This window comes from Arthrobacter sp. NQ7, assembly GCF_029581595.2.
Classification (GTDB): Bacteria; Actinomycetota; Actinomycetes; order Actinomycetales; family Micrococcaceae; genus Arthrobacter; species Arthrobacter phenanthrenivorans_B.
The window spans coordinates 138094-145272 of record NZ_JARFXU020000011.1 but is presented as its reverse complement, the minus strand read 5'-3'; the positions used below and the strand labels follow the sequence as shown (position 1 = coordinate 145272).

Annotated in this window: 5 protein-coding genes, 3 tRNA genes and 1 pseudogene; 4 read left to right on the top strand and 5 right to left on the bottom strand. The window is 65.5% G+C overall.

The features are described from left to right. The 5 genes and pseudogenes from PUN71_RS13410 to PUN71_RS13390 all read right to left on the bottom strand — a co-directional run. Positions 1–353 (bottom strand): annotated as a pseudogene (locus PUN71_RS13410) (C40 family peptidase); the annotation flags it as partial. A 184-nt stretch (positions 354–537) separates the two neighbouring features. Continuing rightward, on the bottom strand, positions 538–1452 hold the full coding sequence (locus PUN71_RS13405; protein WP_277798809.1) for a cation diffusion facilitator family transporter: 915 nt from the start codon (positions 1450–1452) through the stop codon (positions 538–540). Between the two features lie 9 nt (positions 1453–1461). Then, positions 1462–1923 (bottom strand): metallopeptidase family protein, encoded by a 462-nt coding sequence (locus PUN71_RS13400; protein WP_277798808.1) that lies wholly within the window; start codon positions 1921–1923, stop codon positions 1462–1464. A gap of 28 nt (positions 1924–1951) precedes the next feature. Beyond that, positions 1952–2872, bottom strand: a complete 921-nt coding sequence (locus tag PUN71_RS13395; RefSeq protein ID WP_502860669.1) for a DMT family transporter — start codon at positions 2870–2872, stop codon at positions 1952–1954. 91 nt (positions 2873–2963) lie between these two features. Next, on the bottom strand, positions 2964–3980 hold the full coding sequence (locus PUN71_RS13390; protein WP_277798807.1) for a PHP domain-containing protein: 1017 nt from the start codon (positions 3978–3980) through the stop codon (positions 2964–2966). 164 nt (positions 3981–4144) lie between these two features. Here PUN71_RS13390 and PUN71_RS13385 point away from each other — a divergent pair. The 4 genes from PUN71_RS13385 to PUN71_RS13370 all read left to right on the top strand — a co-directional run bounded on the left by PUN71_RS13385 (position 4145) and on the right by PUN71_RS13370 (position 7123). Beyond that, positions 4145–4217 (top strand) — tRNA-Glu (locus tag PUN71_RS13385). Positions 4218–4307: 90 nt separating this feature from the next. Continuing rightward, positions 4308–4381, top strand: a tRNA-Asp gene (locus PUN71_RS13380). A 48-nt stretch (positions 4382–4429) separates the two neighbouring features. Then, positions 4430–4505 (top strand) — tRNA-Phe (locus PUN71_RS13375). A 1019-nt stretch (positions 4506–5524) separates the two neighbouring features. Next, on the top strand, positions 5525–7123 hold the full coding sequence (locus PUN71_RS13370) for a glycoside hydrolase family 68 protein (protein ID WP_043451262.1): 1599 nt from the start codon (positions 5525–5527) through the stop codon (positions 7121–7123). The last annotated feature ends 56 nt before the right edge of the window (positions 7124–7179 follow it).

Sequence of the window (7179 nt, the reverse complement as noted above, 5' to 3'; positions counted from 1 at the left end):
CGGGCCGCCGAAGCCTTCGCGGCCGCGACAGAAGCCGCGTCGGTGCGCTGCTGAAGCTCCACCAGGGCTTCACTGTAGGAGTTGTTGGCCTGCATGGCCACCGCGAATGCCGCCTGCTGGGCTGCGGAGGCATCAGCCAGGATGCGCTCGATGGAGGCCACCTGGTCCGCTGTTGCGGACTCGCTGGCCTTCGCTGCCGCGATGTCTTCAGGCGATGGGATCTCAGGCGACGCCGGAACGGCCAGCGGCGAGGATGCCACCGGGACAGCGGCAGCAGGCGTGGCAACGGAAGCAAAAATGACGACGGCGGCGCACAGCACGGCCGTCCTGCGGCCGGATCCGGATAAAGCCATCTGCAGAGACCTCGCAACATTCGGGCTGGGAGTGAGGTTCTGGATGCGGCACGACGGTGCCCCTCAGCTGCTCGCCAGCAGTCCGAGGTTACGTGACGTTATGCACATAAGCAACAGGAGTCACATCAATAACATAAACCACAACTGTGTCATTTTCGTGGGAACTGACCGGCGCGTGTCGGATTCAGGCATGCTGGTTGGCTTCATGCTCGGAGTGGCTTGCCGGTTCCAGCTGGAAGGTGCAGTGGTCGGTGTCAAAGTGGGAGCCCAGGCAGCTGATGAGCTTGTCCAGCAACTGGTCCGCGCCTCGGGCGTTGAGGACGCCGTCATCCACCACAACGTGGGCGGAAAAGACAGGCACACCCGAGGTGATGGTCCAGATATGGATGTCGTGTACGTCGGTCACGCCCGCCACTGACAGGATGTGTTCGCGGATCATCTGCACCTCCACCCCTTTGGGGGTGGCTTCCAGCAGGACGTCCACCACGTCGCGCAGCAGGCTCCAGGCCCGGGGCAGGATCATCAGGGCGATCAGGACCGAGGCGATCGTGTCCGCCGCCTGGAAACCCGTGAGCTTGATGACTGCCGCTGCGGCGATCACGGCAAGGGAGCCCAGGAGGTCGCCAAGGACTTCCAGGTAGGCGCCCCGGATGTTGAGGCTTTCCTCCTGCGCCGTTCGCAGGACCAGGAGCGAGGCGAGGTTGGCCGCGGCACCCAGGATGGCGGCAAACAGCATGATGTCCGTTTGCACCAGCGGCGGGGCGCTGAACCGGCGGACCGCCTCGGTAAAGATCACCGCGGAGATCACGATCAGGATCAGGGCATTGGCCAGCGCCGCCAGCACCTCGGCGCGCTGGAAGCCGTAGGTCCGCTGGTCGTTCGCCGGGCGTCCCGCGATCCAGGCCGCCATCAGGGCGATGGTGACGCCGGCGGCATCGGACAGCATGTGGCCGGCATCTGCCAGCAGCGACAGCGATCCGGAAAGTATTGCGCCCGCCGTCTGGATGACAACCACACCAAGCGTGATGCCCAGGACGGCCACGAGGCGTTTCCGGTGCCGCCTGGTACCGGTGATTCCGTGGCTGTGGTCGTGTCCCATGGCTACAGGCTAGCCCCAGCCCAGCTCGTGCAGCCGGTCATCCGGGATGCCGAAATGATGCGCGATTTCGTGCACTACCGTGACAGACACCTCGTGGATGACGTCGTCCCGCGAGGCGCAGATTTCCAGGATGGGTTCGCGGAAGATGGTGATCCGGTCCGGAAGGGAGCCGGCGTCCCACCACGCATCGCGTTCGGTCAGGGGAACCCCCTCATACAACCCCAAAAGCACGGTGTCCGGGTCTTCCCCGGGGCCCGGCGTGTAGTCGTCGTCGATAAAGACCGCCACGTTGTCCATGGCCTGGGCCAGGCTGTCCGGGATGCTGTCCAGGGCATCCTGGACGGCCGCCTCAAAGTCGTCCGGGGACATGGTGAAGCGGGATGTTCCCTGGGAGGGCAAAGGTTTCTTAGCGGCAGGCCCGTCCGGCCCGGAGGGGATGATCGGCAGGCCCGGCGGCAGGCTGGCTGGCATACTCCGACTTTAGCCCCACACGGCAGCGTCAGCCCCGGATCCTCCGCCGGGTCAGTCCTACTCCCACCAGGCAGACCAGGCCACCCACGAGTCCCCAGGCTGTGGGGATTTCACCGAGCAGCAGCCAGGAGATGAGGACAGTGGTTCCGGGCACCAGGTAGGTGGTGGCGGCCAGCTTGCCGGCGTCCACCAGGGAAAGCGCGTAGGCCCAGGTGGTAAAGGCGATCGCTGTGGGAAAGACCCCCAGGTATGCCAGGCCCCAGGTCGCCCCGGGCGGAGCCAACTGCACCTCGGACGCCAACTGTCCGGCAAACGGCAGGCAGCACAGCGCCCCCACCACGATGCCGAACCAGGTTGCCTGCGCCGCCGGAAACTGCCGCACCACCGGCTTCTGGATGATGACGCTGACGGCGGCGAGCACCGCCGCCAGGAGGCAAAGCGCCACGCCTGCCAGGTCCGCCGTCGGACTTTCCCCAGGGCTGCGCGGCTGTCCGGAACCCAGGGCGATCAGTGCAACACCCGCGAAGGCCACCGTGCTGCCGATGAGCAGCCAGCGCGGGAACCCCTCTTTGAGGAAGAATCCGGCCATGATGGCCACCAGGATGGGGTTGACGTTGATCAGGAGGGCGCTGGTTCCGGCATCAAGAATGTGTTCGGCGGCATTCAGGGCGACGTTGTAGCCGCCAAACCACATCACCCCGTACGCGATGATCGGCAGCCATTCCCGGCCCTTGGGCAGCAGCCGGCTCCTGAGCATTTGCGGCACCACCAGGAACGCCAGGACGACGGCGGCAACCGACAGCCTGCCCAAGGTCAGCGGGCCGGGGGAGAAGTGCGGGCCAATGGCCCTGATGCCGACGAAGGCAGAGGCCCACAGCACTACGGTCACTACCATGGCTGCCACGCCGAGGGCCTTGACGGGGGCGGGTGCCACGGCCGGAGGTTTCATTCAGTTCTGGGCAGGGCGGGCTGAAGGCATAAGACCAATCTACGGCCGGCCAGGGCGCGGGGCTGGCGGGAATCGGCCACGGCGGTCCCGCCTAGGTTTGGCTGGCCCAGGCCAGCAGCTTGTCCACGGGCCAGGTGGTGATGATCCGCTCGGCGGGTACGTGGTTGCGGGCTGCCCGCTCGGCGCCGTACTGCAGGAAATCCAGCTGCCCGGGCGCATGGGCGTCGCTGTCGATCGAAAACAGGCACCCGGCATCCAGCGCGAGCTGGATCAAGGCATCGGGCGGATCCTGCCGCTCGGGACGGGAGTTGATCTCCACTGCCACATTGTTCTCGGCGCAGGCTGCAAAGACTTCCCTGGCGTCGAACTCGGAAGGCGGCCGGGTTCCGCGGGTGCCCTCCACCAACCGGCCCGTACAGTGGCCCAGCACATTGGTCTGCGGGTCCTGGATGCCGCCGAGCATGCGCTTGGTCATAATCTTTCGGTCAGCGCGGAGCTTCGAGTGGACGCTGGCCACGACGATATCCAGGCGCTCCAGCAGCTCCGGCTCCTGGTCCAGGTCGCCGGACTCCAGGATGTCCACCTCGATCCCGGTCAGGAGCCGGGTTGTCCCGCCGCCGCTGTTGATGCCCGCCACCACATCCAGCTGGTCCCGCAGCCGGTCCGGCGAGAGCCCGTTGGCAATGGTGAGGTTGGGGGAGTGGTCAGTCAGGGCCAGGTACTCCCTCCCCAGCACCTCCGCAGCGGCAACCATCAGTTCAATGGGGGAGCCGCCGTCGGACCACTCGCTGTGGCTGTGCAGGTCGCCGCGGAGCGCCTCCTGGATGTCAGCCCCGCCGGGGGCGAGCGGCTGCGCGCCCTTCTCGCGGAGGTCGGCGAGGTAGTCCGGCACTTCGCCGTCCACTGCCTGCCGGATCACGGCGAAGGTCCGGTCACCGATGCCCTTCATGGACTTAAGCCGTCCGGTCCGGGCGCGGTCGGCCACTTCCCCGGGCGGCAGCGCACTGATGGCGGCCGCCGCCTTGCGGAAGGCCTGGACCTTGAACGTGGCGGCGCGTCCGCGCTCCAGCCAGAAAGCAATCTCGTTGAGTGCTGCGACGGCATCCATCCGTCCATCTTTACGCGCCGGGGCGGGAATTGGCGCGGATTTCCGCCGATTTTGGATAATTCCGGCAGAGGCCCTATAGTTTTAGAGTCCAGTTCGGAGAAACGCAAAGGACAAAGACGGAAAGCCTCGCTTCTCGCCTTTTATTTTGTTCCGAACGGGTTCTGGCCCCCATCGTCTAGCGGCCTAGGACACCGCCCTTTCACGGCGGCGGCACGGGTTCGAATCCCGTTGGGGGTACGCAAGGAACTGGTCAAACAGGCTAAAAAAGTCTGGTAGGCTGGAAGCCTTGAAAAAAGCGGTAGAGATACCGTGAAGCAAGAAACGCAAGGCCCTGTAGCGCAGTTGGTTAGCGCGCCGCCCTGTCACGGCGGAGGTCGCGGGTTCAAGTCCCGTCAGGGTCGCTCTGATTGTTGGAAGTAATTCCGGCTCTCATGGTGACTAGTCACCTAGGCTCTGTAGCTCAGTTGGTAGAGCGTTCGACTGAAAATCGAAAGGTCACCGGATCGACGCCGGTCGGAGCCACCACTGGGAAGCATCAGTTCTTCGGAACTGGTGCTTTTCTCATTTAAGCCTCCATTCGGACCGGCCCCTGCCTGCTCCGGGTTGCGGTCCGCCCCGCGCTCCTTCACCTCTCCCAATCCTGACGCCGGCCGCCTGCCGCTCCCTCACGCCCCAACCGCCGCCCGCACCGCCCGCCTCCCGCTCCCGCCTCCTCACGCTCGTGCCTGCCGCTACCGGTCTTGTTCGCGGATCAGAACCTTGAAGATTTGGATGCGCGAACACGACTCGGATGCCGTTGCATGCCGGCCGCGAGGATCCATTCGCGACCAGGCTGCTCCGCGGCGACACGGAAAGTCATTCGCGACCCGCGTATTCCGCGACGACCCCCACATAAGCGGGGCGGAGGTGAATCTGCGCGGCGAAGGCTCCTTTGCGGGGCGACAAGCGGGTACGTATGCGGGATGCGGGGGGAGCCTTCCCACCACCCGACTCGATCTGTGGGTGCGGGTGATCCGTGGCTGGAAGTGATCCGTGGCTGGAAGTGATCCCGCCGCATCCGGCCGCCGGCGTGGCAGAGGTGCGTGGTGGGGCCGCATCCGGCCGGCCTGGCCTTGATGCGTGGTGGCCGGGCAGCCAGCCGGCACCGCAGTCGCGGGCATCCCATCAGGAGCGTGACACAGCCAACAGCCGACCTTTCCCGCAAAAAAACTTCGAGCGGTGGCTGAAACATTTGACCCCCGCCAAACCGTTGTGGCACGCGCGCGCGTTGAGTTGCGTAAGCGCTTGCACCTACCCGCCGGTATCCCGGTTTTCCGCTTTGAAACAGGGTTTGAATAACGCTGCGTCCTCTGCCTAGCGTGGGAGCGGCCAAGGGAAAGCATGCTTTCCTTTTGGCCCGGGGCCCCACCCAGGCCCCGCTCCTCCCCGACACACAACGGCGTCCCCGATGGCGCCTGCGCTGTTGCCGGGCCGCGGTTGGTTTTGGGGTTATGGGCATCCGCCCGTCTTCCACGAACAGTTACAACTCCGCGAGAAGAGCACCAATGCACAAGCACCCCCAATCACCCCGGACGCTGCGGTGGCGTTCTGCCGCCGCAGCCCTGGCGGCTGCCGTGGCTGCCTCGGCCTTCCTGGCCGTCCCCCCGGCCCAGGCCAACGAGCCGTCGGACCCGCCGTCGGTCGGGCAGCTGCCGGCCCCCACTCCCGGTTTCGCCCTCCCCACCACGCACACGCAGCAGTCTTTCGACCCGGCGTCGGACTTCACCTCGAAGTGGACGCGCGCAGACGCCAAGCAGATCATGGCGCAGAGCGACCCCACCGTGGCTCCCGGCCAGAACTCCATGAGCCCCGATGTCACCATGCCGGAGATCCCCGAAGATTTCCCCGCCATGAATGACGACGTCTGGGTCTGGGACACCTGGTCCCTGACGGATGAAAACGCCAACCAGATCAGCTACAAGGGCTGGGACGTCATCTTCTCCCTGGTTGCCGACCGGCACGCCGGCTACGGCTTCGACCAGCGCCACTGGAACGCCCGCATCGGCTACTTCTTCCGCAAGACCAATGCCGATCCGGCCAAGGACAAGTGGAACTACGGCGGCCACCTCTTCCTGGACAACACCTCCATCGGCAACACCGAATGGTCCGGCTCCACCCGCCTCATGCAGGGCGACCATGTGAACGTCTTCTACACGGCAACCACGTTCCACGACGTGGCCGAGCGTAACGCCGGCGGCGGCGGGATCGCCCCCGACGCCGCCATCGCCAAGGCCTTGGGCAACATCCACGCAGACAAGAACGGCGTCAGCTTCGACGGTTTCCAGCACACCAAGCTGCTGGAGCCGGACGGAAAGATGTACCAGACCAAGGCCCAGAACCCGGGCTTTGCGTTCCGCGACCCGTACACGTTCGCCGACCCCGCCCACCCGGGCAAGACCTACATGGTTTTCGAAGGCAACACTGCGGGTACCCGTGGCGATTACCAGTGCAAGGGCGAGGACCTCGGCTACCAGCCGGGCGATCCGCATGCCGAGAGCCTGGCCGACGTCCAGAACACCGGCGCCAAGTACCAGACCGCCAACGTGGGCCTCGCTGTGGCCGACAACAAGGACCTCACCAAGTGGTCCTTCCTGCCGCCGATCCTGTCCGCAAACTGCGTCAACGACCAGACTGAGCGCCCGCAGATCTTCATCCAGAATGAAAACGGCAAGAACAAGTACTACCTGTACACGATCAGCCACCAGTTCACCTATGCGGACGGCATGCGCGGACCGGACGGCGTCTATGGCTTCGTTGGCGACGGCATCCGTTCCGACTACCAGCCGGTCAACAACAGCGGCCTGGCGCTCGGTTCACCCACAGACCTCAACCTGCCGGCGAACAACCCGAGCGGTACCATCTCCGGCCAGCAGAACGGGCGCCAGTTCCAGGCCTACTCGCACTACGTGCAGCCCGGCGGCCTGGTGCAGTCGTTCATCGATAACGTCAACGGCGTCCGCGGCGGTTCGCTGTCGCCCACCGTCAAGATCAACTTCAGGAACGGCGTGACCCAGGTGGACCGCAGCTTCGGCCGGAACGGTCTCGGCCCGTTCGGCTACCTGCCCACTAACGTCAGGGTCGGCGGCGAAGGCCTCTACAAGTAGGCCGGCGTACAAACCTGAATAGACCGCGGCCCACGCCGCATCGCCGCTGACACAGG